Origin of the sequence: Paenibacillus sp. FSL P4-0127 (genome assembly GCF_038007325.1) — a bacterium.
Classification (GTDB): Bacteria; Bacillota; Bacilli; order Paenibacillales; family Paenibacillaceae; genus Fontibacillus; species Fontibacillus macerans.
On the sequence record NZ_JBBOWY010000001.1, the window covers coordinates 1,861,807 to 1,887,949 of the forward strand.

Consider the following 26,143-nt stretch of genomic DNA (forward strand, 5'->3'; position numbering starts at 1 on the left):
GGCTGAAAAGAATGGTTTTTTGCCGGGATCGTTGGTAAAATATTTCGATAGTGGGGGTGTAAGGGCTTGAACCTGAAAAAATGGCTTTATCTGTTCTCGACTTCTATAGGCGTGGGCGCGGCCGTATCGCTGATCGTCGGCTTGCTGATTCAGTGGACCGGCACGGTAAAATATAACGGCGCAGCCGATGTTTTGGTGAATATTGGCATTTTGCTAGGCGTTGGGATTATGGTCAGCGTCTACTCGCAAATGGGATTTTTTGCGTACCTAATGATCAATTACATGGGGACCGGCGTATTTTCCAGAAGATCGTGGCAGTATGTACAACTCGTGCTTACGGCGCTGGCGCTGCTGGAGCTCCTGTTTTTCCGGACATTCGTCGGCGGAGACAAACGCGGGATTTCCGACATCGTCCTTGGCATCATCATACTCGCGGTGGCCATCGTAACCGCCTACTTCAAGGCCAAATTCACGAACGGAACGGCATGGATTCCTACCTTGTTTTTCATGGTGGCGGTTACGATCGTGGAAACCGTCGGCGTGCTGAAAATAGGGGTCGCCGAGGCGACGGCCTGGATCGTTGCCCCCCTCATCGCCTGCAACGCATATCAAATCCTGATTTTGCATAAAGTTCTAAAGTCGGAGCGTTAAGGATAGGATATACATAAAAAGGCCCAGCGATTCACTGGGCTTTTTTTATTCACTTCGCTGATCGCTTGCCGGGTTCATAAACCCGCGGCGAAGTCCAATTGCTCCTGCAGCCAGGCTTGATCGCGCACCTCGTTGCCCTGCACGTTCGCTTCCTGGAGCAGATCGGTGACCGTGACGAATTCGTAGCCTTTTTTTCGCAGCTCGTCGATGATGATCGGCAGCGCTTCATGCGTTTGCTTGACCGAATCGCTGGCATGAAGGAGGACGATGTCTCCGGGATGGGCTTTGTTTACGACGCGATCGGCGATCGTGCGGACGCCTTTGTTCATCCAATCCTGGGAGTCCGTATCCCATTGGATAACTTGGTAACCTTGGCTGGCCGCGATTTTCAGCACTCTTTTATCAAAATCGCCGTTTGGCAGTCTAAGCAGCTTCGGCGGTTGTCCGGTTACCTTGGTAAGAACGGCGTGGGCGGACGAAATTTGCTGCGCTATCTCTTCATCGGTGAGGCCGCTGTAGTTGACATGCTTATACCCGTGACTGCCGATTTCGTACCCCTGCTGCTGAATCGCTTTTACGAGTTCGGGGTGGGTTTTGCTCCAGGGGGCGGAAAGGAAAAAGGTGGCTTTTTGCACGTTTTTATCCTTCAGCACTTTGAGGATCGGTTCGGCACGTTTGTCTCCCCAACTGATATCGAAGGTCAGGGCGATGACTTTTTTGTTCGTGGAGACACTATAAATGGCTGAAGGCGCGCTTTCTTCGGAAAACACGGTAACTTGGCCGCGTTCCACGTAAATGACGCCGGCGGCAAACAGGGCCGCAGCGAAAACAAAGAAAAAACGTTTGATTTTCTTCCCGTTCAGGACATAGAAGAAATTGTTCATTAGCAATTTAGCCCCTCTCGTCATCAGAATGAAATGATCAGAACTGATCCGCTTGTACCAATGTATGCTTTTCTCACTGCATTATGACGCCCTTGTCCCTGAAATTAAGGAGGTTGCCATGTTTTCCTTTAAAAGATTTGTGACGGATTTGATGCTTTACCGCAAGGCTATGCTGGTTTCCCTTTTGATTTTTGCCGCAGGAGTCGCCTTGGGAGCCGCCAACGCCGATACGCTTACGCGGTTGATCCTGTCGGACTTGGAGAAATTAGGGGAATACAGCCGGCAGCTATCGCAAACGAAGACGCCTGAGCTGCATTTCTTCACGTTTATTTTCTTGAACAATGCCTTAAAAAGCGTTGCCATCATGGTTTTGGGCGGGCTTTTGGGAATAATGCCGAGCGTGTTTCTGCTGATGAACGGGGTGGCGCTCGGGTATGTGGTGGCGGCGGCCGCCAGCCGGGGGGAACATGTCTTGGATGTGATTGTACGCGGACTGCTTCCTCACGGCATTATTGAAATTCCGGCGATTCTGATCGCCTCCGGGTTTGGTTTGCAATTCGGTTATTTGGTCATCAAAAGTTTGGGCGAGCTGGGCGCTAGAGATCCGGGGGAAAGAACGGTCGATTGGCGGGGGTTTTTTAAGACATTCTTCCGCGGGGCTTGCTGGGTTGTACTGCTTTTGGTCGTCGCGGCCGTTATTGAAAGTACGCTGACTTTTTATTTGGTTCGATCTTGATAGACTTAACTGTTTGGCTTATGAATTTGCTCCTTGCATTCATAATTTTCCCAAAATGTGTGCATAACATTAAAGCACAACTGGCGAGTCCAGGTGAACAATGCATCCCCTAATTCTGCATTTGAATCTAAGACCAAAGAGGAGTTGTTCTGTCATGCTGGGAATGTTATTCAGCGAGAAAGAATGCAAGGAACTTGACTATGTGCTGCGAAAAGAGCTGGATGAAATGCTGCTCGATATGAGCGACCATCGGCTTGATCAGGACATTCGGAACGCGATCGCCAATCGGTATAAAACGATATTCAGAATGTACGCCCGCTTTGCGCCTTCCAAGGAGCTTTCCAAGTATGCCCGCCGGGCCCGTTTTCCGCAAGTGAAACAATAAGCGCAAATGGGTGTTGACGATTGGGCCCGGATTATGTTAAATTAGCATTCGTCCCGTTATTGAGGGGATAATGTTGCAGCGATGCAGGTTTGAGCGGTTGGGTTAAAGTGGAAATAAAAAAATCAAAAAAACTCTTGCAAAAACCTAGATCACTGTGATATATTATAAAAGTCGCCGCTGAAACAACGGCAACAAATGAAAAGCGAAGTTGATCTTTGAAAACTGAACAACGAGTGAGTATAAATGAGAATTAAAATTCTCGTCAGTTTTTCTAAATGAGCAAGTCAAACAACCTTTATTGGAGAGTTTGATCCTGGCTCAGGACGAACGCTGGCGGCGTGCCTAATACATGCAAGTCGAGCGGAGTTGATCGGGAGCTTGCTCCTGATTAACTTAGCGGCGGACGGGTGAGTAACACGTAGGCAACCTGCCCGTAAGACCGGGATAACTACCGGAAACGGTAGCTAATACCGGATAATCAAGCCTCTCGCATGAGAGGCTTGGGAAAGGCGGAGCAATCTGTCACTTACGGATGGGCCTGCGGCGCATTAGCTAGTTGGTGGGGTAACGGCTCACCAAGGCGACGATGCGTAGCCGACCTGAGAGGGTGAACGGCCACACTGGGACTGAGACACGGCCCAGACTCCTACGGGAGGCAGCAGTAGGGAATCTTCCGCAATGGACGAAAGTCTGACGGAGCAACGCCGCGTGAGTGATGAAGGTTTTCGGATCGTAAAGCTCTGTTGCCAGGGAAGAACGTCTTCTGGAGTAACTGCCAGGAGAGTGACGGTACCTGAGAAGAAAGCCCCGGCTAACTACGTGCCAGCAGCCGCGGTAATACGTAGGGGGCAAGCGTTGTCCGGAATTATTGGGCGTAAAGCGCGCGCAGGCGGCTGTTTAAGTCTGGTGTATAATCCTGGGGCTCAACTCCGGGTCGCACTGGAAACTGGACGGCTTGAGTGCAGAAGAGGAGAGTGGAATTCCACGTGTAGCGGTGAAATGCGTAGAGATGTGGAGGAACACCAGTGGCGAAGGCGACTCTCTGGGCTGTAACTGACGCTGAGGCGCGAAAGCGTGGGGAGCAAACAGGATTAGATACCCTGGTAGTCCACGCCGTAAACGATGAGTGCTAGGTGTTAGGGGTTTCGATACCCTTGGTGCCGAAGTAAACACATTAAGCACTCCGCCTGGGGAGTACGGCCGCAAGGCTGAAACTCAAAGGAATTGACGGGGACCCGCACAAGCAGTGGAGTATGTGGTTTAATTCGAAGCAACGCGAAGAACCTTACCAGGTCTTGACATCCCTCTGACCGCTGTAGAGATATGGCTTTCCTTCGGGACAGAGGAGACAGGTGGTGCATGGTTGTCGTCAGCTCGTGTCGTGAGATGTTGGGTTAAGTCCCGCAACGAGCGCAACCCTTGACTTTAGTTGCCAGCAAGTAAAGTTGGGCACTCTAGAGTGACTGCCGGTGACAAACCGGAGGAAGGTGGGGATGACGTCAAATCATCATGCCCCTTATGACCTGGGCTACACACGTACTACAATGGCCGGTACAACGGGAAGCGAAGGAGCGATCTGGAGCGAATCCTAGAAAAGCCGGTCTCAGTTCGGATTGCAGGCTGCAACTCGCCTGCATGAAGTCGGAATTGCTAGTAATCGCGGATCAGCATGCCGCGGTGAATACGTTCCCGGGTCTTGTACACACCGCCCGTCACACCACGAGAGTTTACAACACCCGAAGTCGGTGAGGTAACCGCAAGGGGCCAGCCGCCGAAGGTGGGGTAGATGATTGGGGTGAAGTCGTAACAAGGTAGCCGTATCGGAAGGTGCGGCTGGATCACCTCCTTTCTATGGAGAATCGCTTCCTGCGATGGAAGCATTCAAATAGCTAACTCGGGTTAGCGAACTTACTCACTCGTTGGTCAGTTTTGAGAGTTCAACTCTCAAGCTTATCCTTCCAACACTTGCCGGTTGAACGGTAAGGCAGGAAATGATAAGATATTCTTCCGCCGGTAAAACGGCGAAGAAACTTGATCCTTGAAAACTGGATAACGAAACGAAATTTGCGTTTTAGAACAATCCTTTTAGCTGAACTTGTGTCAAAACAAGTGAAGATATTAGTGGTTTGATATTTTCCTTCGGGAAAAATCATGGTTAAGCTACTAAGAGCACACGGAGGATGCCTAGGCGCTAGGAGCCGAAGAAGGACGTGGCGAACAACGAAACTGCCTCGGGGAGCTGTAAGCAAGCATCGATCCGGGGATGTCCGAATGGGGAAACCCGGCTGGGGTAATACCTAGTCACTCATCACTGAATCCATAGGTGGTGAAGAGGCATACCAGGGGAACTGAAACATCTAAGTACCCTGAGGAAGAGAAAACAATAGTGATTCCGTCAGTAGCGGCGAGCGAACGCGGATTAGCCTAAACCGAAGAGCTTGCTCTTCGGGGTTGTGGGACGTCTCACATGGAGTTACAAAGGCGGAGGTTAGACGAACAGGTCTGGAAAGGCCGGCCAGAGAAGGTAAAAGCCCTGTAATCGAAAGTCTCCGCCCTCCGAGACGGATCCCGAGTAGTGCGGGGCACGTGAAACCCCGTATGAATCCGCCAGGACCATCTGGTAAGGCTAAATACTCCCTAGCGACCGATAGTGAAGCAGTACCGTGAGGGAAAGGTGAAAAGCACCCCGGAAGGGGAGTGAAAGAGAACCTGAAACCGTGTGCTTACAAGAAGTCAGAGCCCTCTATATGGGTGATGGCGTGCCTTTTGTAGAATGAACCGGCGAGTTACGTTTGCAAGCAAGGTTAAGCTGAGAAAGCGGAGCCGCAGCGAAAGCGAGTCTGAATAGGGCGAATTTAGTTTGCAGGCGTAGACCCGAAACCGTGTGATCTACCCCTGTCCAGGGTGAAGGTGCGGTAACACGCACTGGAGGCCCGAACCCACGTACGTTGAAAAGTGCGGGGATGAGGTGGGGGTAGCGGAGAAATTCCAATCGAACTCGGAGATAGCTGGTTCTCCCCGAAATAGCTTTAGGGCTAGCCTCGGTGTGACAGTCGTGGAGGTAGAGCACTGATTGGGTGCGGGGCCCGCAAGGGTTACCAAGCTCAGTCAAACTCCGAATGCCATAGACTGATTCACCGGGAGTCAGACAGTGAGTGCTAAGATCCATTGTCAAAAGGGAAACAGCCCAGACCATCAGCTAAGGTCCCCAAGTGTGTGTTAAGTGGGAAAGGATGTGGAGTTGCACAGACAACCAGGATGTTGGCTTAGAAGCAGCCACCATTTAAAGAGTGCGTAATAGCTCACTGGTCGAGTGACTCTGCGCCGAAAATGTAACGGGGCTAAACACACCACCGAAGCTATGGCTTGAATCGACTTCACTGCTTCTTTGAGGCGGTGATAACCAGGTACATTTTTGCCGAAAGCAACCGATGAATATTGTTCAAAGGTTTCGGCCAAATGCACCTCGGGGTTAAACACAGGACTTCGAAGCAGGAGTGAAGTCGATTCAGGGGTAGGGGAGCGTTGTGTATGCGTTGAAGGTGTACCGTAAGGAGCGCTGGAGAGTACACAAGTGAGAATGCCGGTATGAGTAACGAAAAGATCAGTGAGAATCTGATCCGCCGAAAGCCTAAGGGTTCCTGAGGAAGGTTCGTCCGCTCAGGGTAAGTCGGGACCTAAGGCGAGGCCGAAAGGCGTAGTCGAAGGACAACAGGTTGAAATTCCTGTACCACCGTAATCCGCTATGAGCGATGGGGTGACGCAGGAGGGTAGTGACGCGGGGCGATGGAATGCCCCGTCCAAGCAGTGAGGCTGGTGTGTAGGCAAATCCGCACACCGTAAGGCTGGGCTGTGATGGGGAGGGAAAATTTACAGTACCGAAGGTCATGATCTCACACTGCCGAGAAAAGCCTCTAGCCAGGAGAAGGTGCCCGTACCGCAAACCGACACAGGTAGGCGAGAAGAGAATTCTAAGGCGCGCGGAAGAACTCTCGTTAAGGAACTCGGCAAAATGACCCCGTAACTTCGGGAGAAGGGGTGCCCCGGTAGGGTTTATAGCCCGAGGGGGCCGCAGTGAAAAGGCCCAAGCGACTGTTTAGCAAAAACACAGGTCTGTGCGAAGCCGCAAGGCGAAGTATACGGGCTGACGCCTGCCCGGTGCTGGAAGGTTAAGGGGAGCGGTTAGGGGTTAAACCCGAAGCTGTGAACCGAAGCCCCAGTAAACGGCGGCCGTAACTATAACGGTCCTAAGGTAGCGAAATTCCTTGTCAGGTAAATTCTGACCCGCACGAATGGCGTAACGACTTGGGCGCTGTCTCAACGAGAGATCCGGTGAAATTTTAATACCTGTGAAGATGCAGGTTACCCGCGACAAGACGGAAAGACCCCATGGAGCTTTACTGCAGCTTGATATTGGACTTTGATACGATTTGTACAGGATAGGTGGGAGCCTAGGAAGTGGGAGCGCAAGCTTCCATGGAGGCGCCGTTGGGATACCACCCTGATCGTATCGGAGTTCTAACCCGGTACCGTGATCCGGTACGGGGACCGTGTCAGGCGGGCAGTTTGACTGGGGCGGTCGCCTCCTAAAGAGTAACGGAGGCGCCCCAAGGTTCCCTCAGAATGGTTGGAAATCATTCGCAGAGTGCAAAGGCAAAAGGGAGCTTGACTGCGAGACTGACAAGTCGAGCAGGGACGAAAGTCGGGCTTAGTGATCCGGTGGTACCGCATGGAAGGGCCATCGCTCAACGGATAAAAGCTACCCTGGGGATAACAGGCTTATCTCCCCCAAGAGTCCACATCGACGGGGAGGTTTGGCACCTCGATGTCGGCTCATCGCATCCTGGGGCTGAAGTAGGTCCCAAGGGTTGGGCTGTTCGCCCATTAAAGCGGTACGCGAGCTGGGTTCAGAACGTCGTGAGACAGTTCGGTCCCTATCTGTCGTGGGCGCAGGAAATTTGAGAGGAGCTGTCCTTAGTACGAGAGGACCGGGATGGACGCACCGCTGGTGTACCAGTTGTTCCGCCAGGAGCACAGCTGGGTAGCTAAGTGCGGACGGGATAAGCGCTGAAAGCATCTAAGCGTGAAGCCCCCCTCAAGATGAGATTTCCCAATTAGTAAGACCCCTTGAAGACGACGAGGTTGATAGGCCTGAGGTGGAAGTGCAGCAATGCATGGAGCTGACAGGTACTAATCGGTCGAGGGCTTATCCAAAACTCTACCCACCAAAGTGACGTGAAGCTTCGAAGCTGAGTCCGAGTACTTTGGCGGGGCCCAAAAATATACCCCAAAAAGTGACGCGAGGCTTCGTAGGTAATTCCGATTACTTTTCGGGGACCCCGGGAACTGAATAGGGGCTAACACGCAAATCAAGTTTCGTATCCAGTTTTCAAGGATTAACGCCTTGAATCGTTTGGTGGCGATGGCGGAGGGGTTCCACGCGTACCCATCCCGAACACGACCGTTAAGCCCTCCAGCGCCGATGGTACTTGGACCGAAGGGTCCTGGGAGAGTAGGACGCCGCCAAGCAATGTTCCCTGATAGCTCAGTCGGTAGAGCACTCGACTGTTAATCGAGTTGTCACAGGTTCGAGTCCTGTTCGGGGAGCCATTTGCTCTCATAGCTCAGTAGGTAGAGTGCATCCATGGTAAGGATGAGGTCACCGGTTCGATCCCGGTTGAGAGCTTTTTACATAAGGCCCGTTGGTCAAGGGGTTAAGACACCTCCCTTTCACGGAGGTAACAGGGGTTCGAATCCCCTACGGGTCATTGCTTCCTTCATTACTTCAAAGTAGGGTGAGAAACCCTTATAGGGGTTCGTCGGAGCATGAGCTTCGTTAGGAATACTTCGCAGTCTCTCGCGAAGCGAGAGTATCCCCTACGGGTCACCATACATACGGAGGCTTAGCTCAGCTGGGAGAGCATCTGCCTTACAAGCAGAGGGTCGGGGGTTCGATCCCCTCAGCCTCCACCATTGTTAATGGGGATTAGCCAAGCGGTAAGGCAACGGACTTTGACTCCGTCATGCATAGGTTCGAATCCTATATCCCCAGCCATTTTGGGTATGAGCCATTAGCTCAGTTGGTAGAGCACCTGACTTTTAATCAGGGTGTCGAAGGTTCGAGTCCTTCATGGCTCACCAGTTTCCTCAAGTTAACGAGGGAAATGATGATTACGCGCGTGTGGCGGAATTGGCAGACGCACTAGACTTAGGATCTAGCGTCTTTGACGTGGGGGTTCAAGTCCCTCCACGCGCACCAGATTATGCGGACGTGGCTCAGCGGTAGAGCATCGCCTTGCCAAGGCGAGGGTCGCGGGTTCGATTCCCGTCGTCCGCTCCATAATTTGCGCCCTTAGCTCAGCTGGATAGAGCGTTAGACTACGAATCTAAAGGTCAGGAGTTCGAATCTCTTAGGGCGCGCCATTTTAACAAAATAAATGTTTGGCATAAAGATTGGCCAACATATCTCGGGACGTAGCTCAGCTTGGTAGAGCACCTGGTTTGGGACCAGGGGGTCGCATGTTCGAATCGTGTCGTCCCGACCATTAAAGTTTTGGGTGTTATGCGGGTGTAGTTCAATGGTAGAACTCCAGCCTTCCAAGCTGGTAGCGTGGGTTCGATTCCCATCACCCGCTCCATATATAACAGCAACATCATCGGAAGATGATGTTTTTTGTTATAGATATCGGAATAATCATTTTGAAAGTTGGCCTCATGATAACTGTAGCTTATTGAACAAAAAAATTTATTTATATTCTTGTATTTTATTGCTTTACCGTGTTAAGGTAAGTAATGGTTGCTTAAACGGGACGTCGCAACGCACTGTCTTGGTCCCCGGCTGCGGGTGGAAAGTTCTTCCTTTAGAGGATTGCGCTGTAGTGAGTGTATTAGCCCTATCATGCATAAATATGAAATGATTAATTTTTCATTTTAAACATGATTTATTTTAAATATAATGGTGCACATAATCTTGAGGCTGCTGTATCTTATTAGTGAATATGAATATTTACTCAATGTTAAGTTTGTAATCCAACCGTCTCACCGCGAAATCTTACAAATTAGGTGAAGATTTTCGGGGGAGATTATTGTATTATGTTAAGAAAGCTTTAGAAAAGACGGAATAGGGATGAAATGGGGGAGAAACATGACTGAACTAACGGTTACCGCAGGCACAAGCAACTCAAACAACCTGCTCCGGCGCGACATTCGTTTTTTGGGCAATATTCTAGGAGAGGTCCTGGTACATCAGGGCGGTAACGAGCTCTTGGATATTGTCGAGAAGATTCGTGAAGCCAGTAAATCGCTGCGGGCTGTATTTTTACCCGAATTGCATGATGAGTTTAAGGAAATGATCAATTCTCTTGAACCCGGAATTCGTCACCAAGTTATCCGTGCTTTTGCCATTTACTTTCAGCTCGTCAATATTGCCGAGCAGAATCATCGGATTCGCCGCAAGCGGGATTACGAACGTTCGGCCGGAGAAGCCGTTCAATCGGGAACGATCGAGGCCGCCATTAAAGGCCTGAAGGAACAGGGTTTCACTTATGTCGAAGTTAAGGAAATCATGGAGGGTATGTCCCTGGAGCTTGTGATGACGGCACACCCTACCGAAGCGATGCGGCGGGCGATCTTGGATATTCACAAACGGATTGCCGACGATGTCATGCAGCTCGATAATCCTACCCTTACGTTCCGCGAGCGTGAACAGCTTAGAGAGAAGCTGCTAAATGAAGTGATCACGCTTTGGCAAACCGATGAGCTGCGCGATCGTAAGCCCACGGTGCTCGATGAGGTCAGAAACGGGATGTACTATTTTCATGAGACGCTGTTTCATGTGCTTCCCGAAGTATATCAGGAACTGGAACGCAGCCTGACCAAATACTATCCGGAGCATTATTGGCACGTGCCCGCTTACCTGCGCTTTGGTTCGTGGATCGGCGGCGACCGGGACGGCAACCCGTCCGTTACCGCGGTCGTGACCTGGCAAACGCTGCGGATGCAGCGGAAGCTGGCCGTGCGCGAGTATCAGCACATTTTGAGCGATTTGTTCAAGCATCTGAGCTTCTGCACCACGATCATCGACGTGACCGACGAGCTGATGGCCTCCATTCAACGCGACCGGCTTCAGGTAAAGCTGCAAAAAACGCAGCAGTGGAACAACGAGAAGGAGCCCTATCGCATTAAACTGACTTACATGGTGGAGAAACTGCACAATCTGCTGGACGACGCGAAAAAGGACACTCCGGAGCGCTACGCCAACGTGAGCGAGTTTATCGAGGACTTGAAAATCATCGACCGCAGTCTGCGCCACCATTATGCGGACTATGTAGCCGATACGCATCTTAAAAAGCTGATCCGCCAGGTGGAGCTGTTCGGCTTCCACACGGCGACCCTGGACGTTCGCCAGCACAGCAAAGAGCACGAGAACGCCATGACGGAAATCTTGGCGAACATGAATATCGTGCCGAACTATTCCGAACTGGAGGAAGAGGAGAAGGTCAAGCTGTTGGAAAAACTGCTGAACGATCCTCGTCCGTTGACGTCGCCTTATCAGGATTACAGCGAAAGCACCAATGAATGCCTGGAAGTATACCGTGCGATATACCGTGCGCAACAAGAGTACGGAAAGCAATGTATTACCAGCTACCTGATCAGTATGACGGAAGCGGCCAGCGATATTCTCGAAGTTATGGTTTTTGCCAAAGAAGTCGGATTGTTCCATAAGGAAGCGGACGGCAGCGTAACCTGCACACTGCAATCCGTGCCGCTGTTTGAGACGATCGATGATCTGCATGCCGCGCCGGGCATCATGAATCAGTTGTTCACCATGCCGATCTATCGGCAATCGGTGGCGGCGATGAATGATCTGCAGGAAATTATGCTGGGATACTCCGACAGCAACAAGGACGGCGGCGTGGTCACGGCCAACTGGGAGCTGCGCGTCGCGATGAAGCAAATTACGGCGACGGCCAACCAATACGGAGTTAAGCTGAAGTTTTTCCACGGCCGCGGAGGCGCGCTTGGCCGCGGGGGCATGCCGCTGAACCGCAGCATTCTGGTACAGCCGCCGGAAACGATCGGAGGAGGCATCAAGATCACCGAGCAGGGTGAAGTGCTCTCGTCGCGTTATTCTTTGCGAGGCATCGCCTACCGCAGTCTGGAGCAGGCTACCTCCGCATTGATCGAGGCCAACAAGCTTGCCAAGCTGCGTCAGAAGTGCAACCCCGAGGAAGAGCGCTGGGAAGAAATCATGGCCGGCATCTCGGAGACTTCGCTGAGCAAATACCAGGATCTCGTGTTCCGCGAACCGAATTTCCTGAAGTTTTTCCGGGAATCTACGCCGCTTGTCGAGATCGGCGAACTGAATATCGGCTCGCGCCCGTCCAAACGCAAAAACAGCGACCGGTTTGAGGATCTCCGGGCGATTCCTTGGGTATTTGCCTGGACGCAAAGCCGCTATCTATTCCCGGCTTGGTATGCCGCCGGCACCGGACTGATGAATTTTTATCAGAACAAAGAAGAAAATCTGAAAATACTGCAGGAAATGTATCAGCACTTCTCGTTTTTCCGCTCCGTGATCGATACGCTGCAGTTCGCCTTGATTAAGGCGGACTTGGTAATCGCACAGGAATACGCCAATATGTGTTCCGATTCGGAAGCGAAGGAGCGGGTCTTTGGTCAGATCGAAGAAGAATTCCGGTTGACGCGGGAGATGGTCCTGAAGATCGCCGGCATCTCCGAAATTCTCGACAATGTCCCGGGGCTTCAGGAATCGATCCGCCTGCGGAATCCTTACGTTGATCCGCTGAGTTACCTGCAGGTTCAACTGCTGGCCGAGCTGCGCTCGGTTCGCGAGCAAGGCGAGGATGACGCGCACCTGCTGCGCGAAGTTCTGCTTACCATTAACGGCATTGCCGCAGGGCTCCGGAATACGGGCTGATACGAACTTAAACGCTGCATTTCATCATATGCCGGTCCTTTGGTAAAAGGGCCGGCTTTTTGATTGGCTTCTATTGCATTTTGCTGGCAGTTGCATTAACATTTGAATGAAGTACAGGCAGGGAATAGATTTAAGCCCGTCCATGGATCTGGGGGAAAATACGGTGGTAGATCATTTCGACGCAAGGCTGGTGAAGCTGGCCCGGAAAGGGGATCAGGGAGCCTTTGCCGAACTCGTTGATTTATATAAGGATAAACTGTTTCATCTGGGCTACAGGATGTTGTCGAACCGGCACGAAGCGGAGGATGTCGTGCAGGAGACGTTTTTAAGGGTTCACAAAAACTGGAGCCGTTACGATGATAAACAGAAATTTTCGACATGGATATACCGCATTGCGACGAATCTTTGTATCGACCGGTTGCGCAAGCGGAAACCGAGTTACTATCTCGATGCCGAAATGAACGACCAGGAAGGTATGGACGGTTATACGCTGATTCCCGGTGACGACAAAACGCCGGAAACGGAATATCTGCTTTCGGAAACGCAGCGGACGATTCATCAAGCCATAGCGGGCTTGCCGGCGAAATATAAGTCCGTCATTATTTTAAGATACCTGCAGGAAATGTCGCTCCAGGAAATCAGCGAAGTGCTGGACATGCCGGTAACGACGGTCAAGACGCGGGTTCACCGGGGACGCGAGTTTCTGCGAAAAAAGCTGGAGCACAAAGTGCTTTAAAACCGCGGTTAATTTTGCCGATATTTTTTTATGAAACGAAATTGTTTGCACTACGTAATGTAATGGTAGGACGAATAGGTTCCGGGGATCCGCCGGGATTTTCCGCATACGCATAGATTGATACTGAAAGGATTGGCTGATATGGAATGCAAGCAAGCCTCCTCATTAATGCATGATTATTTGGACGGCGAATTGAGCCGCGACGAAGCCCTAGCGTTGAAGCAACATATGCAAACCTGTCCGGTATGCCAGGAGCGGTTCAAAGAATTGGAGCAAACCGAAATGATGCTGTTTGCGACCATCAAGCACACGAGCCTTTCGGCGCCCGATGAGTTGGTCAACCGGATCATCAGCCAGATCCCGAATCAGCCGAAACAGCAGGCCTGGATCAAGTGGATCAAGCGGCACCCGGCTTTGACCGCGGCTGCCATGTTTCTGCTGGTGATGCTGTTCAGCGCCGTCTCTTTTTGGGATACCGATGATCAACTCGTGGTCAAAGGGACTAATCTCGATCAGGTGATCATCCATGGCGACACGGTGACGGTACCCGACAACTCAAAAATCGCCGGGAACTTGACGATAGAAAACGGCAAGGCCGAAATCTATGGTGAAGTTGAAGGCAATTTAACCGTCATTGACGGTACGTTTTATCAGGCTTCTACCGCGCATATTTCCGGTCAGGTCAAAGAAATCGATCGGGCACTGGATTGGATCTGGTATAGGATTACCAATACGTTCACGGAAGTCGCCTATAGGTAAACGTTTGGCTGGATGCAAATTTTTGGCGCCTCCCCTCGGGAAAACGGCGCTTTTTTTATTTTCGCTCAATCAGGAAAATAATGTAATTCATTACGAAAAGCGCCTATTTTTTCCCGGACGCTTGCATCTCACATGTGAACGTTATAACCTAGTAGTTAGGGGAAACTTATAGAGACAAGCATCCAATGCTGTAAATAATCGTTTCCTTATCAGCGGGCGAAGGATGCCCGTCAGGAACAGTCCCGGGGGTTGCATCATGAGTTATTTTTCGAATATGACTTGGCAGGACACCATCAAGGATGTCATCGATATCCTCATCGTTACCTACATCATTTACCAACTGATCTTGCTTGTGCGGGGAACGCGGGCCGTTCAACTGCTCAAGGGGATTCTCGTTCTGGTGGTTATTTGGGCGGTAAGCACGTGGTTTGATTTATATACGCTGAAATGGCTCATGAACCAAATGTTTACGTTCGGCGTGCTGGCGATCTTCATTATTTTCCAGCCGGAATTAAGACGCGCGCTGGAGCAGCTCGGTAGAGGCAAGCTATTTGGCCGCAGTTCGGCCGATGAGGAACAATTCGGTAAAGAAATCGGCGAGATTATTAAAGCCGTTAATTATTTATCACGTAGAAAAATCGGGGCGTTGATCGTCTTTGAACGGGATACGGGGCTCAATGAATATACCGAATCCGGGATTCCGATGCAATCGCTCATCTCTTCGCAGCTGCTGATCAATATTTTTATCCCGAATACGCCGCTGCATGATGGAGCGGTCATTATTCAGGGTCATAAAATATCGGCCGCGGCCTGCTATTTGCCGTTGTCGGAAAACCCGTTCATCAGCAAAGAACTGGGCACCCGGCACCGTGCGGCGATCGGGATCAGCGAAGTCGGCGATGCCGTTTCGATCGTCGTGTCCGAAGAGACCGGTCAAATTTCCCTGGCGATCAACGGCCAAGTCGTGCGCGATATAAATGAGGAGTCGTTGATTTCCAAGCTTTACGAAGAGCTTGGGCCGGATTCAAGCGCCAACGAAAAGCGCAGACCTTTCCGTAGAAGGAAGGAGGCCGGCAAAAATGGATAAGTGGCTGACCCACAACAACTTTGCTAAGGTTTTGGCCCTGGTCGTCAGCATTATTTTATGGGCGATGGTTCATTTGGACAGCGGAACGCCCGTCGATTCGACGACGCTGGCGCAGCCTAAAATCATCGATAACGTGAATATAGAAGTTACCGGATTGAACGATGAGAAGTATGTGTTGTATGACCTCGAACCGACTAAGGTACGTATGGAGGTTAAAGGAAAACGCATTGATTTAACGACGAGTTTTTCCGATTATAAAGTGAAATTGAATTTGAAAAACGTGGGTCCGGGGACGTTTACGCTTCCTTTGACCTATGAGCTTCCTCCCGGCGTGCAGCTGGTGTCGATTGACCCTTCGATCGTGAAGGTCACGGTTGAAGCGAAAGAAACCAAGACGGTTCCCGTGAGCATCGTGACGAAAGGGCAGCCTGTGAACGGGCTGCTTCTGGGCAGTCCGATCGTAGCCGGAAGCGGCACCGTTGATGTCACGCTGCCGGCCAGCGAAATCGGCGAGCTTAGCAAGGTGCAGGGAACCGTGGACGTAACGGGGCTCAAGGATTCGGTCAAAGGCAAAAGCGTAAAGCTTACGGCATATGATAAGCAGGGGAAAGCGATGGAAAGCGCGGAGATCTCTCCAAGCTCCGTCGAGGTCGACGTTCCTATCTCCAAAATGTATAAAACCGTGCCGATCGAACTGCGGTACATAGGGCAGCTTCCGGCCGGTTACGTGCTTGCGGGCGCGGAACCCGACGTGGAGGGCGTCGCCTTATATGGGACGAAGGAAGCGCTCGCGGGCATAAGTTCCTATCCGATCACCGTCGATTTAGGGCGCTTTGACGGCTCGAATGCGACCAAATACTCGGTGGACTTGACGCCGCCGGAAGGTTTTGAGAAAATCGAGCCGAGCTCCGTCACGGTGACACTAAATGTGAAGCCTGCCGAGCAGAAGCAGGTGGAAGGCATACCGATCACCTTGGAAAACGTGAGTTCGCTGTACAATGCAAAAGTCATCCGGCCGGCTGACCGGCTTGTTTCGCTCACGCTATTAGGTGCGGACGACGTGCTCGCCAAGCTTGCGGCGGCCGATATTCAAGCTGCGGCGGACTTGTCCGATCTAGGTGCGGGCCTCCACACGGTTCCGGTAAACGTGAAGCTCCCGGCCTATGTGGAGCTGGCGGATGCAAGCAAGGGCTTGACGATTGACGTAGAGCTGACGGAGAAAGATATGCCGGCCGCCACCGAACCGGAAGAGGATACGGGGAAGCAGGAAAATCAGACTGACCCGGGAACTTCGGGAAATGGGGGGAACCCGGGGAATCAGCAGAGCGAAAACAATGCCGAGAGACCTGCGGGCAATGATTCTTCGGCCAATCAGGGGGACGATGCCGGAACGGCCAACAATGGGGCTGCCGGCGGAGCGTGAGCTTTCAAGCCGGCTTACTGAAATCAGAGACGGAAAACGGCATATTTGCCGGATCGGGCAACAGGGGAGAACGGCTGAGGTGCTTGAAATTGTTGAAGGAGTGAAACTATGGGGAAATATTTTGGTACAGATGGTGTAAGAGGCATTGCCAATAAAGAGCTGACGGCGGAACTGGCGTTTCAGATCGGCCGCTGCGGCGGATATGTGCTTGCGGGCCAAGCTCCGAAGCCTAAAGTTGTCATTGGGATGGATACGCGTATTTCCGGCGTTATGCTGGAATCCGCGCTTGTGGCGGGGCTGTTGTCGATCGGGGCAGATGTCGTCCGCCTTGGCGTCGTAACAACACCGGCGGTCGCTTATTTGACGCGGCTGCTGAAAGCCGATGCAGGCGTGATGATTTCCGCGTCGCATAATCCGGTTGAGGATAACGGGATCAAGTTTTTCGGAAGCGATGGCTTCAAGCTGTCGGACGAAACGGAGCTGCAGATTGAAGAACTGCTGGATAAATCTGTCGACGAACTGCCCCGTCCGATCGGCGGCGGATTGGGCAACGTAACGGTAGACTACGAATCCAAGCTGAAATATTTGGACCATCTCAAGATGACGATTACTTCTTCGTTCCAAGGTCTCAAGGTAGTGCTTGATTGCGCCAACGGTGCGGCTTATGAGCTGGCGCCAAGGCTGTTTAGCGAACTGGGCGCCGAAGTGCACGCTATTGCGGCCGAGCCGAACGGGCTGAACATCAACGATCACTGCGGATCGACCCATCCGGAGCGGCTGAAGGAAGAAGTCGTGCGCCTGGGAGCCCATCTGGGCCTGGCGTTTGACGGAGACGCGGACCGCCTGATCGCCATCGACGAGCATGGGCAAGAGGTCGACGGAGACTATATCCTCTGCATTTGCGGGGACGCCATGAACAAGGCGGGCAAGCTGAAGGACAGCACGGTCGTATCGACGGTCATGAGCAACTTCGGGTTTTATAAAGCCGCGAAGAAGCTGCAGTTGAACACTCAGCAGACGGCGGTGGGCGACCGTTACGTAATGGCGGAAATGCTCCGCGGCGGCTATAATCTCGGCGGGGAGCAATCCGGGCATGTGATTTTCCTGGACTACAATACGACCGGCGACGGGATACTCACGGCGATTCAACTGGTCGACACGATGCTGAAGTCCGGTAAGCCGTTAAGCGAGCTGAAAAAGGTGATGAAGCAGTATCCGCAGGTGCTCGTCAACGTTCGCGTGCAGGATAAGAGCAAATTTGCCGGAAACACGGCGATTGCCGAAGCGGTCGCCACCGTGGAGAAAGAGCTTGGCGATAACGGCCGGGTACTCGTTCGCCCTTCCGGAACGGAATCGCTTATTCGCGTCATGGCTGAGGGACCGGAGAAAACCGAGCTTGAGAAGCTGGTGTCGCAGATTGTCAGCGTGGTTGAGAAGCAACTGGTATAATAGACGTTTTTCATGGACTACTAAAAGAAATAATTCTAAAAATATGAGCCGCCGGAACGAGGAGAAGATCCCGTTTCGGCGGTTTTTTGCTGGGAAAAAGGAAACAGGGGCGGAAAAAAACAATCAGGACAAGATGATCATTGCCAAATGACGTAAAGGTGCATATAATTAAGCATATTCGGAGAAAGAAAGCGAGGGTAGTGAGGTTTACAGAAGCAGTTAAGCGCCAGAGCTTCATTTCGCGCGAATGTGTCCGAGTCTGAGAGTGGAGGTTTGAGGCATGTTGATATCTCGGCGGGGTTGGCCAGGGTCTGTGACGGCCTGACAGGCAGCCATGCCGGTGATGCCTTAGGCGGTTCGGATGGGGACGTATTCGGCAAAGAGAAGCTGACGAGGTGGAGGTGTTCGGAATGTTCGGCGGGGGCCTCCCGGTGCTGCATCGCACCGTAACCGCATTGGCAAAAGGAATGGGCGACCGTTCCCACAAACCTTGCGGGCAGATGGAAATCACATTCATAGTTAATCATGAGTGTACGTAAGCGAAAGACGCGGCAGATCCGCGGTGAACGGAGCACATGGACATTCATGAAAATTTTTTGGCGAAAGCCGCGAATTTTACGTATTTTCTGAAAATTGAATAGTTCTGTCTCGATGATTCCCGCGCGAAGGGTCTTCCGCTTCTTTTCTTACGCCCAAAAACCATCTTGTAAGAATGAAACGGAGGATTATATATCATGTGTGGTATTGTTGGATACATTGGGAAAAGAGATACGCAGTCGGTGTTGATCGAGGGTCTGAGAAAGCTCGAATACCGGGGATATGACTCGGCAGGCATCGCCGTATTTACTTCGGACGGGCTGAAAATCGCGAAATCGCTGGGCCGCCTGGCTAATCTGGAATCGAAGCTGGAGAACGCTCCGCTGCAAGGATCGGCGGGGATCGGCCATACGCGCTGGGCTACCCACGGCAAGCCGTCTGACGTCAATTCTCATCCGCATACCGACCATACCCAGAAGTTTTCCGTCGTGCACAACGGCATTGTCGAAAACTATCTGGAATTGAAGGAAGAGCTGATCGGGCAAGGCTACGTCTTTGTCTCCGAGACGGATACGGAAGTGATTTCGCACCTGATCGCTCGCGAATACCAGGGCGACATCGTTAAAGCGGTCCAGAAAGCGATCAGCTATATGCGCGGCGCTTATGCGCTTGGGGTGCTGACGGAATACGAACCGGAAAAGCTGGTCGCCGTGCGTCAAGCCAGCCCGCTGATTATCGGGATCGGGGAAGGCGAGAACTTCATCGGCTCCGATATTCCGGCGCTGCTCAACTATACGCGCAACGTGTATATCTTGAATGACGGCGAGATGGCGGTATTGACCCAGGATTCTGTCGAATTGATGACGATTGAGGGGAATTTTATTTCTCGGGAAATGATTCGTGTCGATTGGGACGCGGTAACCGCGGAAAAAGGCGGCTTTGATCATTTCATGCTGAAGGAGATCCACGAGCAGCCGAAGGCTTACCGCGACACGATGCTGGGCCGGATCGACGAAAGCGGCCGCAAAGTGGTGCTGCCGGGGCTGAAGCTGAGCGAGGATAAAATCCGCAGCCTCAAGAGCGTTCATGTCATCGCCTGCGGTACGGCTTACAATGCCGGTCTTGTCGGCGGGACGGCGATCGAGCAGCTTGTGCGCATTCCGGTAATGAACGACGTCGCTTCGGAATACCGCTACCGTTCGCCGCTGATTACGCCGGACACGCTTGTTATCGTCGTCAGCCAATCCGGCGAAACCGCGGATACGCTGGCCGCACTGCGCGAAGCGCAGGCGAACGGCGCGCATGTCCTGGCGATCACCAACGTGGTCGGCAGCTCGATCGCCCGCGATGCGGACGACGTCATCGCGACGCTGGCTGGACCTGAAATCGCCGTCGCTTCGACGAAGGCGTACACGTCCCAGTTGATCGCGTTCTACCTGCTCGGCCTGTACATGGCTCAGGTGCGCGGCACGCAGAGCGAAGACGAGGTCGCTCATATCATCGCCGCCATGCAGTCGCTGCCGGAGCAAGTCGAAAGCATGCTGGCTCAAGCGGACACGGTCAAGGCGTATGCCGAGCAAATCGCCGGCCATGAGCATCTGTTCTTCATCGGCCGTGGCCTGGATTACTCGGTGGTGCAGGAAGGCTCGCTGAAGCTGAAAGAGATTTCCTACATCCACTCCGAGGCGTATGCCGCCGGCGAACTCAAGCACGGCACGCTCGCTTTGATCGAGGAAGGCGTTCCGGTGATTGCGTTGGCGACTCAAGACACCGTACTGGAGAAAACCGTCAGCAACATCAAGGAAGTCAAAGCCCGCGGCGCTGACGTCATGGCCATCACGCACGAGGAGCATGTTCCCGGCCTGCTGAAATCGGTTGACCAGGCGCTGGCCATCCCGCAGACGCTGCCGCTGCTCACGCCGGCCCTGTCCGTCGTGCCGCTGCAGTTGCTCGCCTACTACGCTGCGCTCGCCCGCGGCAACGACGTCGACAAGCCAAGAAACCTGGCGAAGAGCGTGACGGTGGAGTAAGGGACGGGAATAAAAAGGCCCGGTGTCACGATGTAAAAAAGTTTGTCCTGATGAAATAAACATCGTCCTGATGTAAAAAGGATTGTCCCAGGATTGGGGATGCTGGAGCCAATGTCCAGTTAATCTCCGATCCTTTTTTTATTTCAAGAAGGGTGCGGCAGGTGAAGGGGCCAACATATAATGGTTGAGAAATATCCGGGATATATGAAGTGTGAATGTATTGACAATGGCTAAAAAGGAATTTTCCGTTTTGAAAATCATACTAAGCGCATAGGAGAGGCTTGCTAAAAAAAACGCACAGGAAAATTAAACAAATGATAAGTAGGCACCCGAGCATTCCCGATGCTATTTTGGCCGGTAACCGATCGTGGCAAGAAATATCGGCAGATCAACATCCGCTGTCCGGACGCTTAGCACGATTATCCCATTTGATCCGGAAGCAGAGAGGAAGGTAAATTCAGGAGAAGAAAATAGGTTTGGGAGCAGGAGTTTTAGGAGAAGTGAATAAGACCCGACGGGAGGAATGGGGCAAGACACCGGGAAAAATGAAAGAACCGTGATTAGCCCCCAACATCTACCCCCTGAACAAGAGGGATAATCGTGCAAAGCAGCATGCAGGGATACCAAGACACGAACGCTATTGATAGCCACCTCAGTGCCCAGACATATAGGTCTTGCCTAACACAACAAAAAGGGTTGGAGCAGGGGATAACCCCGATCCAACCCTTTTTGTTATCTCCTTACGGCTCGATCCCCCATACAAGCTGATCGTTGATATACCCGGTAACTTGTTCATTGTTTACAAACTGATTGGTGGATGCCTTAAACGAGTAATCGTCAGCCTGGTTGTAATTGGTCCAGTCGGTTTTGGAGAAGCGTGCTTGAATTTCTACGCTCTGGCCGGGGTTAAGCGTTCCAGCCGAACTTGTAAAGCCGATTTCCAGAGCATAGTCGGCTCCGGCAACCGGAGCCGCCAGTTTAACGAATTTGCCGGTTACATTGGCACTCCCGATACTGGACCAGTCGCACCAGAAATTTTGTGCTTTTTCCCCGTCAATCGTATAGTAATACCGAAGTTTTACCTCGCTTAACTGAATCGCCGAATCCCCGTTGTTGACTAATTTGAATTTTGGTGAAATTCCGTTGGTGGAGGCACTCGTGTTGCCGTTAAAAGCTTGGATCGTCAAGTCTCCCGCGGGTACAGGAGCACTGCTGTCCACTACATTTACCGTAAGAACCGCGTCATTTCCTCCGCTGAAATGAAAGGTTATCGCATGCTGGCCCAGCGGCAGCTTGGAAAGATAGGATTGGTTCAGAACGACGGCAGCGCTTGATTCCGTATAATCCTTGCCTAATGTAAGAGTGTAATTTCCATTCGTTATGCTTGCAAGCTGGTGTCCGTTTAAAGTAAGGGATACGGAAATATCCCGCCCTAGATTCTCCGCTTTATCATATGTCGCATTCACGGGCGTAATCGCAGCGCTTGGTGTTGAATCGACAATTTTGACTTTTAATACGGGATCTTTTCCTTGATTAAAATCAAAGACGATCGAATGCTCGCCAACCGGCAGCCCGGCCAGGAATTCTTTTTTCAGCAGCAGCGTATTTCCGCTCAAGGTATAGTCCTGATTCTCGGTCAATGCATTGGCGCCTGCCCGAAGGGCGGTTAACGTATTGCCGTTAAAATTCACGGTGATGGCTATGTCGCTTCGACTCGGCGCGTATTTGTCGAATTCAACCTTTGCAGGTGTGATGGATGCGCCTGGGGCTCCATTGCCGGCCTTTAAATCGGGCAGTTCATCCAAGGTAATTACATAATCACTTTGATAAAGTGTTTTCAGGGTCTCCGGATAATTAAAGGCGGTACTCATGAGATGCTCGCCATACCAGGGGCAGAAGTAGAGCCATCCCGCTTTTTCCTCCGTCAGATTCTGTACGCTTGGAACGGTGTCGTTCTCCGTCATGGCCACCATTTTCGAGCCGCCCGTTAATTTAACAAGCTGATAGAAAATCGAAGTAATGGCATCCTCGTTGGGGACGCCGGACAAACCGTCATGGCGGTTGTAGATCGTATTGTATTTATCGTAGCCGACAATATCCACCTTGTCGTCGCCGGGATACCATGCGGGAGAAGTGTTATACACGTAGCTGTTGTAGGTCCAGATCAAATTGTGCAAGCCGTACGTCTCCGTAAGTTCGGTATAGAGCAGATCCCACAGCTGCTTGTACACCTCCGCGCCAGCCGAAGCCCACCAGAACCACGCGCCTTCCCCATTCAACCCGCCGTTGCCCTCCGCCTCATGATAAGGACGGAAAATAACCGGCACATTGTTATCCTGCAGAATCTGCAGCTGTTCGGCCAAATTCTCAATGGTCATCATCACGTATTGATTTTCTTTCGTACCGGGAACCACCGCATTGGCTGTATTAAAATTGGTTTCCGTCGGCTTGTAGGTGGCGTTCTTCCAATCCACAAACTCCCCGAGCTGATAGGCGTTGAAATCTCGGGGCACATTGATATGCCAGGAAGCTGTCGCGATCCCGCCCCGGTTATTCACCCAATCGATCATCCGCTCGGTTGTGCCGTCTTCCCAACCGTAGAGCGGATTATAGTTCATAAGATCGAAGCCGCGGATGGCCGGATACTTTCCGGTTAAATTGTAAATCCAATTAAACTCCAGCTCAGAATCGCCGTTATTTCCGCCTCCGTAAATCTCCTGCTGGCCGGAGATAATATGGTTGCCGTAAACCTCCGTTAAATAATTCATCAAAGTTTGCGTTTCCGGCGTGGCTAGAGGATCGGTAAGAACGGGCTGCACATCCAAGGGATCAAGATCGGCGTAATCCACGGTGAAGGTGTCAAAATAAGCGAACCCCCAACCGGCCTTCAGTTGAATGGTGTTGCTTCCTTGCTTCAGCTTATGAAAGCCAAAATCAAAATTCGACCACTCGGTTGTGTAGGGCAGCATATATGAGCCTTTGGTAACGCCGTTAACCGTTAAGTATTGAAGCCGGCCATCTGGACTGAGCTCCTGCATATACCGGGTGGAGATTGCATACATGCCGGTTTCCGGGACGGTCACTGTGAAGGTGATTGTACCGGAATTCTGCATCCAGACAAACCCGCTCCCCGAGAATCCGGGCTTAGGTTGTCCGTAAATTTCAGTCGCCACTTGAAGATCGGAGGTAAGTTGAGCATCTTCGCCTTCAATGGTGAAAAGCGGACTCGGACTGTCTGCATGAACGGGCGCTGTCATCAATCCAGGCAGCAGAGTAAATACCAGAGTAAATGCCAGCATGATTGCGCTTACTTTTTTCAGCAAATTTTTCATTATCATCATTCCTTTCCATGTAAAATATGAAAAATAATCGCGAAATCTATCAACTCATGGCGGCGATTTACAGTAAATATAGCACATGTACCAAATTATGTAAATATATGAAAATTGAAATATTTCTGCATCTTGAACAAAGTTCAAGTCATAAGTTAAGTTGAAGATGCCCCAAAAGCTTCGCTTTTGAGACACCTTCAAAATGAAATCACTTATATAAATTATTTACACAACTCACATTGTGCTAGTGTCAATCACGAACCGATATTTCACATCCGAAGCTAACACTCGTTTATAGGCTTCATCAATCTGGTCGGCCGAGATCACCTCGATCTTAGGAACAATGTTGTGTTTTGCGCAAAAATCCAACATTTCCTGGGTCTCACGGATGCCTCCAATCATGGAGCCTGCAAATGAACGGCGGTGACCGATGAGGGACATGACATTTAGGGACAACGGCTCTCCAGGGGCACCGACGTTCACCAAAGTTCCGTCAAGCGTGAGCAGTCCGAAATAAACATCCAAATCGATGCTGGCGCTTACCGTGTTTATAATCAAATCAAAGTGCCCGGCAAGCTTTTCGAATGTTTCCGGATCGCTTGTGGCATAGTAGTTGTCTGCGCCTAATTGCAAGCCATCATCCTTTTTCTTCAATGATTGTGACAGCACGGTGACCTCAGCACCCATGGCGTGGGCAATTTGCACAGCCATATGACCAAGACCGCCCATACCGACAACAGCTACTTTTTTACCCGGGCCAGCTCCCCAGTGATTTAACGGAGAATATGTCGTAATACCTGCACAAAGTAATGGTGCTGCGACATCAAGCTCAATGCTGTCGGGAATTCTGACAACGAAGTCCTCAGTGACGACAATATGGGTAGAGTAGCCGCCTTGAGTTGGTTCGCCGTATTTGTCCACACCCGCGTAGGTCGGGACATTTCCTTTAAGGCAGTATTGTTCTTCCCCTTTTCGGCAGTTCTCACATTCGCCACAGGAGTCGACCATACATCCTACCCCAACCCGGTCACCGACCTTGTATTTCGTGACATTAGGTCCTACAGCCGTGACAATTCCCGCAATCTCGTGTCCGGGTACGAGCGGATAGTTTACAGGTCCCCATTCCCCGTGAGCCGTATGGATGTCGGAATGGCAGATTCCTGCATATTTAATCTCAATTAAAACATCATGTGAATCAAGATCACGTCTTTTAATTTCAGCCTCTCGAAACGGTTTGTCCGGACCATCGACAGCGCGTGCTTTAGCGGTAATCATTCATAAATCCTCCTATCATTATTTTTTACAATCCCTTACAAAACAGATTTTACTCCTTAGAGTTAACTCTAGGTCAAGTGCCGATTTTATGGTATAGTTGTTTTATATATTAGAGTTAGCTCGAGGTCTATATTTTTTTATGAAAGGAAGAGCCAAGTTGAAGACATATTCGATCAGCGAAGTTGCCAAAGAACTGAATCTAACGCCATATACCTTGCGTTACTACGACAAAGAAGGACTTATCCCTTTTGTAGAACGGACAGCCAGCGGAACACGTTTGTTTAAAGAATCCGATATCGAAGCTTTAAAAATAATAGAATGTCTAAAATCCACGGGGATGCCGATCAAGGAAATTAAAAATTTTATTGACTGGTGTTCTGAAGGGGACGCCACCTTGCAACAAAGATATGACATGTTTCTGGAACGAAAAGCTGCTGTAGAAGCGCAGATGGAAGAACTTAAAAAAACGCTGGCAGTCATCGAACATAAGTGCTTCTATTACAAGACCGCGCTGGATGCCGGAACGGAAGATATTCATAAGAACAACATTGGGAGTCTTATGGCTAATTAACAGAAAACCACCTAGTAATTCATAACTCCGTAAGAATTGCAGGTGGTTTTGTTTGTAATATTATCGTCGTAGCCATCAAACGCGCGTTTCCTCTAGCCATAGAGTTAACTCTAGCCCTTATACTCAATCCTGTAAATATTACAAAGGGGGGGATTATGGAGTTGCGAAGGTATTTATAGGAGTATCTGCCGGTATGGTAGCCAGCGTACCGATCGCCAGTTATTTGGATAGTGCCGTTTCGTATGAAATGGCGATGGCTTTCTTTGCTATTGTAAATGCTATTGTATTCATTGCCACTTTACTATTTGTGCCGTCTATGCCTGTTGAAGAAAAGCGGCACGCAATTTT

At 51.1% G+C, this 26,143-nt stretch carries 14 protein-coding genes, 11 tRNA genes, 3 rRNA genes and 1 pseudogene; 26 read left to right on the forward strand and 3 right to left on the reverse strand.

Annotation, left to right across the window (positions count from 1 at the left end; translation table 11 throughout):
• Positions 1-66 precede the first annotated feature (66 nt).
• Complete coding sequence (locus tag NYE74_RS08195) at positions 67-651, forward strand: KinB-signaling pathway activation protein (protein WP_036619568.1); 585 nt, start codon at positions 67-69, stop codon at positions 649-651.
• 74 nt (positions 652-725) lie between these two features.
• On the opposite strand, the gene pdaB is transcribed toward NYE74_RS08195, so the two are convergent.
• Positions 726-1,535, reverse strand: a complete 810-nt coding sequence (gene pdaB / locus NYE74_RS08200; RefSeq protein ID WP_036619569.1) for a polysaccharide deacetylase family sporulation protein PdaB — start codon at positions 1,533-1,535, stop codon at positions 726-728.
• A 118-nt stretch (positions 1,536-1,653) separates the two neighbouring features.
• Between pdaB and NYE74_RS08205 the strand changes: the two genes are divergently transcribed.
• From NYE74_RS08205 to glmS, 23 genes are all read left to right on the forward strand, one after another.
• On the forward strand, positions 1,654-2,271 hold the full coding sequence (locus NYE74_RS08205) for a stage II sporulation protein M (RefSeq protein ID WP_124333538.1): 618 nt from the start codon (positions 1,654-1,656) through the stop codon (positions 2,269-2,271).
• A 154-nt stretch (positions 2,272-2,425) separates the two neighbouring features.
• Positions 2,426-2,656, forward strand: a complete 231-nt coding sequence (locus NYE74_RS08210; RefSeq protein WP_036619573.1) for a hypothetical protein — start codon at positions 2,426-2,428, stop codon at positions 2,654-2,656.
• 295 nt (positions 2,657-2,951) lie between these two features.
• Positions 2,952-4,505: ribosomal RNA gene (locus NYE74_RS08215) — 16S ribosomal RNA — on the forward strand.
• Positions 4,506-4,809: 304 nt separating this feature from the next.
• Positions 4,810-7,870 (forward strand): 23S ribosomal RNA (locus tag NYE74_RS08220).
• A gap of 198 nt (positions 7,871-8,068) precedes the next feature.
• Positions 8,069-8,185: ribosomal RNA gene (gene rrf / locus NYE74_RS08225) — 5S ribosomal RNA — on the forward strand.
• Together the 16S, 23S and 5S rRNA genes with 11 tRNA genes alongside form the textbook arrangement of a ribosomal RNA operon.
• A gap of 5 nt (positions 8,186-8,190) precedes the next feature.
• Positions 8,191-8,266: transfer RNA gene (locus tag NYE74_RS08230), tRNA-Asn, on the forward strand.
• 3 nt (positions 8,267-8,269) lie between these two features.
• Positions 8,270-8,342: transfer RNA gene (locus NYE74_RS08235), tRNA-Thr, on the forward strand.
• Between the two features lie 10 nt (positions 8,343-8,352).
• A tRNA-Glu gene (locus NYE74_RS08240) sits at positions 8,353-8,424 on the forward strand.
• Between the two features lie 129 nt (positions 8,425-8,553).
• Positions 8,554-8,629, forward strand: a tRNA-Val gene (locus tag NYE74_RS08245).
• 7 nt (positions 8,630-8,636) lie between these two features.
• Positions 8,637-8,711, forward strand: a tRNA-Gln gene (locus tag NYE74_RS08250).
• A 10-nt stretch (positions 8,712-8,721) separates the two neighbouring features.
• Positions 8,722-8,797: transfer RNA gene (locus tag NYE74_RS08255), tRNA-Lys, on the forward strand.
• Between the two features lie 34 nt (positions 8,798-8,831).
• Positions 8,832-8,915: transfer RNA gene (locus NYE74_RS08260), tRNA-Leu, on the forward strand.
• A 6-nt stretch (positions 8,916-8,921) separates the two neighbouring features.
• Positions 8,922-8,996: transfer RNA gene (locus NYE74_RS08265), tRNA-Gly, on the forward strand.
• A gap of 6 nt (positions 8,997-9,002) precedes the next feature.
• Positions 9,003-9,079 (forward strand) — tRNA-Arg (locus NYE74_RS08270).
• Positions 9,080-9,124: 45 nt separating this feature from the next.
• A tRNA-Pro gene (locus NYE74_RS08275) sits at positions 9,125-9,201 on the forward strand.
• 19 nt (positions 9,202-9,220) lie between these two features.
• Positions 9,221-9,294, forward strand: a tRNA-Gly gene (locus NYE74_RS08280).
• A gap of 506 nt (positions 9,295-9,800) precedes the next feature.
• On the forward strand, positions 9,801-12,596 hold the full coding sequence (ppc, locus tag NYE74_RS08285) for a phosphoenolpyruvate carboxylase (protein ID WP_341004739.1): 2,796 nt from the start codon (positions 9,801-9,803) through the stop codon (positions 12,594-12,596).
• Between the two features lie 142 nt (positions 12,597-12,738).
• Complete coding sequence (gene sigW, locus NYE74_RS08290) at positions 12,739-13,332, forward strand: RNA polymerase sigma factor SigW (protein WP_036619577.1); 594 nt, start codon at positions 12,739-12,741, stop codon at positions 13,330-13,332.
• 141 nt (positions 13,333-13,473) lie between these two features.
• Positions 13,474-14,091: a zf-HC2 domain-containing protein gene (locus tag NYE74_RS08295; RefSeq protein ID WP_036619579.1), complete on the forward strand. Its 618-nt coding sequence runs from the start codon at positions 13,474-13,476 to the stop codon at positions 14,089-14,091.
• 256 nt (positions 14,092-14,347) lie between these two features.
• Positions 14,348-15,178 (forward strand): diadenylate cyclase CdaA, encoded by an 831-nt coding sequence (cdaA, locus tag NYE74_RS08300; protein ID WP_155621536.1) that lies wholly within the window; start codon positions 14,348-14,350, stop codon positions 15,176-15,178.
• Positions 15,171-16,601 (forward strand): CdaR family protein, encoded by a 1,431-nt coding sequence (locus NYE74_RS08305; protein WP_124333679.1) that lies wholly within the window; start codon positions 15,171-15,173, stop codon positions 16,599-16,601. Before cdaA ends, NYE74_RS08305 begins: the two co-directional genes overlap by 8 nt.
• Positions 16,602-16,709: 108 nt before the next feature.
• Complete coding sequence (gene glmM / locus NYE74_RS08310; RefSeq protein WP_036619582.1) at positions 16,710-18,050, forward strand: phosphoglucosamine mutase; 1,341 nt, start codon at positions 16,710-16,712, stop codon at positions 18,048-18,050.
• A 734-nt stretch (positions 18,051-18,784) separates the two neighbouring features.
• Entirely contained in the window at positions 18,785-20,617 is a 1,833-nt protein-coding gene (glmS, locus tag NYE74_RS08315) for a glutamine--fructose-6-phosphate transaminase (isomerizing) (protein ID WP_036619583.1), read from the forward strand.
• 740 nt (positions 20,618-21,357) lie between these two features.
• Here the strand turns inward: glmS and NYE74_RS08320 are convergent.
• Both NYE74_RS08320 and NYE74_RS08325 read right to left on the reverse strand, forming a co-directional pair.
• A complete protein-coding gene (locus tag NYE74_RS08320) occupies positions 21,358-23,949 on the reverse strand; it encodes a glycosyl hydrolase (protein WP_326047290.1) in 2,592 nt (863 codons plus the stop codon).
• A gap of 234 nt (positions 23,950-24,183) precedes the next feature.
• Positions 24,184-25,224 (reverse strand): NAD(P)-dependent alcohol dehydrogenase, encoded by a 1,041-nt coding sequence (locus NYE74_RS08325; protein WP_326047288.1) that lies wholly within the window; start codon positions 25,222-25,224, stop codon positions 24,184-24,186.
• 157 nt (positions 25,225-25,381) lie between these two features.
• On the opposite strand from NYE74_RS08325, the gene NYE74_RS08330 reads away from it, so the two are divergent.
• Entirely contained in the window at positions 25,382-25,795 is a 414-nt protein-coding gene (locus tag NYE74_RS08330; RefSeq protein ID WP_036619606.1) for a MerR family transcriptional regulator, read from the forward strand.
• A gap of 160 nt (positions 25,796-25,955) precedes the next feature.
• Positions 25,956-26,129, forward strand: a pseudogene (locus NYE74_RS08335) (MFS transporter); the annotation flags it as partial.
• Between the last annotated feature and the right edge of the window lie 14 nt (positions 26,130-26,143).